This is a genomic window from Nonomuraea sp. NPDC049141, assembly GCF_040648415.1.
In the GTDB taxonomy this organism is placed as follows: Bacteria; Actinomycetota; Actinomycetes; order Streptosporangiales; family Streptosporangiaceae; genus Nonomuraea.
On the sequence record NZ_JBEZDR010000089.1, the window covers coordinates 1 to 3699 of the forward strand.

Consider the following 3699-nt stretch of genomic DNA (forward strand, 5'->3'; position numbering starts at 1 on the left):
CGCAGCAGGGTGCGGCGGCTGGGTCCGTCTGTGCGACCGCAGACCCCCCGGGGCGGCCCATGCGCTGCGGCGCTTCGGCGCGTCCTCGCCAGGCACCGTCCGCAGGAACGAGGCCGGTCCAGCTCCGTCAGGTGCGCCATCAGGCGAAGTCGTGACACCGTTGATGGCGGCAGGGCCCGTAGCGAGTGCCGCGCGGCTCGCCGCACCTCAGCGCAGAGGCGAGGAGCCGGCCCCGGGAGAAGGCACTATGCCTGGTTTTCCGCACCCAGGCCAGGATCAGCAGCCGGATCGCCCGATTGCTGGAGTTGCTCCTCGAACATGACGAACGTCCTGCGCTGAATTCCGGTGATCAAGGCAAGTTCCGTCGGCGTAGGGTAACGCCTTTCGCGGGCCACTTCGTCCTGGATCGCCCGTACTGTTTCGTACAGGGCGAAGACAGGGCCCTCGCCGCGCAGGTAGTAGCCACGGTCATGTTCAGTAAGTTGGATGAACTCTTCACGGGTCAACTCTTCAACCTCGTCGCTTTCGCCACTGAGCAGGATGCCCACGAGGCGGTCTGCCTCAACCCAGCCGCCCGTGTCCTTGGACAAACGCCAGGCAGCGACAGCCCCTTCGCCCGTTCCGACGATCTTGACCGGGGATTCGTAGTAGCTGTAGAAGGCCGGGACATCGACGCCAGGAGGAAGTTCCACAACAGTCACGCCCCGTTCCGCTCGTCGCCCATCGCTCGCCAGTAGGCGGCCTGGCCTTCGCGGTTCAGCCCACGCCGCACGGCTTGCTCCATCGGGGTGAGCGGTCGGTTCTGCGCTTCTGCGAGCGCCTCAAGATCTCGCCGGACCTCGTATAGCGGATGTTCCCACTCGGCAACCTCGTCGATGGCGGCAAGATGCAGACGGAGTTCAGCAACGTGCCCGTTAGGCATGCGGAGATTGACAAGGATGTCGCGGTACCCGCTGCGCATTGGCCTGAGGAAGCGATCCTTGATACCAGCGATCACCACCTTGGGGTCTCGATCCAACTGGTCCAAGGCGTTGTAGAGATCTTCGAGTCGATGGAACTCCACCTTTGCCGCTGCCAGGTCCTTGAGCCGGGACGCGTCGTTTTCGTACTCGACAAGCTTGTCCTTCACTCGATCTACACCCTTCGGCTTGGCGCGCCAGCCTGGCCTGCCTACGCCAGCGGCCAGACTAGTCGCCAGCCGGTTCAACTCCCGCTGGGCCTCCGTCGACTCGACAAAGAGACGCTGCACGAAAGCCCACCGATAGTCATCGTCGTGACGCCTCGTCGTGTCGAAGCCCATCTGCACGGGCGAATGCCCTCGAGCCGCCACACGTTCACTCAGTAGTCGCTGCGCATCGGTCAGTTCCGCAGGCCGTGGGGAGGCGACGCCTTCTCCGATGACAGCCGCTGTGCCTCGCCGATCGATGTCACTGAGCACGAAGCCGAGGACGTCGATCGCCCGCTGCTGTCCAGCTAGATTGAGCATCGTCAGCGGCCTGGCGGTCAACGAATTCAGCAGCTCGGGTGTACCCAAAACCATCCGTGCAAGGTCGGGCCGCTGTACCAGTCGTCGGACGAGGTTCTCGGCCAACATCGGCTCGTCCTTGGGCGGCTGCCGCCACGTCTCGTCCAGCATCCGCCGCACGCGTGGATCCGCAAACAGCCGTGCCACGTCTTCAGCGCCCGCGTCGTCAAGTTGCGGCACGAGTCGCCGGAGTGCCGAGGGGTCTACGCCGGCCGCCACCTCGGCCGACGTCACGCCGGCCGCGAAGACCCGTTCCAGGTCGGGCTCTGCGGCCAGGATCGCGCCGACGGCAAGCGGGTTCCCCGCCCGTTCCGCCTGCGCGCGTTCCCGCGCCGTCCGCAGGTCCTCGGACGGTGTGTCGCTGTGTTCGGGGGCCGGTCCCGCCTCGTCGGACTGTCGTGGGGGCCCCGATGGCATCGACCCGTCGGACGGCGCCGCGCCGGGACCATCGAGCAGGTGCATGCGGTTGAGGAAGATCTCGCCGTAACCCTGGTCGGTCTCGACGGGTGGGTATTCCGGCAGGTCCGGTCGCTGGCTGAACCGCCCCCGCCGCAGCCCGCCCAGCGGCATCGGTCTGCCGTCGGAGCCGATCACCAGCACTTCGGTGTCGACGGCGTTGTGCGGATGCGGGACGCCGTGATGCCGGTACAGGGGCGCCGTCGAAACGGCCCCGGTCTGCGGGTCGAGGTAGAGAATGGTGCCGTTCTGGTTGAGGGCGACCCAGATGTGGGCGCCGCCCTGTTCCCAGTTGTTGATGACGAAGGCGAAGCTGCCGTGGCCCCCGAGGCGGAGCTGGTCGTGGAGGTTGCGGTATCCCGTGTCGATGGCCCGCTGCCGCTCAACACCCTGGACGTCCTCGGTCGGCTGGCAGAGGCGCTGGAAGCGTCCTCCGGTGATGTCCTCCACCCGCCCGATGCCGTCGCGTTCGCCGTTGATGGGGCACGTGACGTCGCCCGCGACGTAGGCGTCGAAGGTGCGGGGCGCGGCGACGCGGGGGCGGGCGTGCATCCAGGTGTCGAACAGCGACAGGGTGCAGTCGATGCAGTTGATGCCGCGGGTCGGGTCGGCCTGCGGCCCGCCGTCGTTGACCAACCCGAACCAGCCACCCACTCGCGGGTCGGCGGTGCGCCGGACGCTCCCGTCGGGTGCTCGGGGCACCTGCCGCTCGATGTCGGTCTGGTGCAGGGCCAGCGGCGGACGCAGACCGCCGGGCCGACCGTAGTTCCGGGACCGGTCGATCGGCGGCGGGTAGTCGTCGCCCGTCAGCGCCGAGCGGTCGACGGTCTCCACGGCACCGTACGCCAAGTCCCCGACGTCGTCGTTGATCCGCCGGAAGTCCGCATCAGCTACGGCGACGACGCCCGGAGCGGCCGCACCAGCGAGGATGTTCTCTGCTAGGTCATTCTGCTGGTGATACCAGCGCTCCCGGTCACGGGCACCCAAGAAGTAACGCTCGGCTGCAGCGCGATGCCCGGCCTGTGCGAGGCGACGGCCCTCGCTGACCAACCATCGGGCCTCGTCGTAACTTCGTTCTGCGGCCTGGCGCAGTCGCGCTGCGCTGTCCAGACGGCGATTCTGCTCGATGTTCGTGCGCTGGTGCTCGAAGTGACCTCGGTAGCGGCGGCGCTCGAACGCGTCCTGGTCCGCAGCCCATTTCACGGCGTACCACTCCGGGGTGCGCGGACGTGGGGGCGGCTGCCCTTCCGATCTCGACGGGTGTGGTGCCGCCTCGGGCGTTCGATCTGTCGGTGACGGGTCTGCGGGTCGACCCCGTGCCACCTCTGAGACCCGTGGGGACCACGCCTGCGAAGCAACGGCCCTCGCCGCTGTCTCGCCAGACGTCACCGGCATCGTGGTGGTCACCGCGGACGCCTGCGCCGCCGAAGGACCGGCGAGCGCAGAGTTGGCCATTGAACTGTGGGAGGCAGGCCCGCTGGTCGTTTGAGGAGCGGTTGTCGCGACGTTGATGTTCTGTGCGGTGAATCCCGCACCGGGTACCGGATCGCCGACGGAACCTGGGAACCCAGACGCGACAGGAGCAACTGTCGTGGGTGCGGTCGGCGCGACGGAGGAGAGCGTCGGGTCGACCGGAGCCCTCAATGCCTCGACCTGTGACGCCGGCACGCCCCGACTCCCGGGGTCGGCCCCAGGAGCCGGTGTTGGAGCGTTCCGCG

Annotated in this window: 2 protein-coding genes; both read right to left on the reverse strand. The window is 67.9% G+C overall.

Translation table 11 applies throughout. From position 1 onward, the window contains the following. Positions 1-245: 245 nt before the first annotated feature. The gene (locus tag AB0B91_RS64455) at positions 246-701 is read right to left on the reverse strand and encodes a hypothetical protein (RefSeq protein ID WP_231925777.1); all 456 of its coding nucleotides are present in this window, start codon (positions 699-701) and stop codon (positions 246-248) included. Then, on the reverse strand, positions 698-3184 hold the full coding sequence (locus AB0B91_RS64460; RefSeq protein WP_358342882.1) for a toxin glutamine deamidase domain-containing protein: 2487 nt from the start codon (positions 3182-3184) through the stop codon (positions 698-700). The genes AB0B91_RS64455 and AB0B91_RS64460 overlap by 4 nt, the downstream gene beginning before the upstream one ends. Positions 3185-3699: the final 515 nt, after the last annotated feature.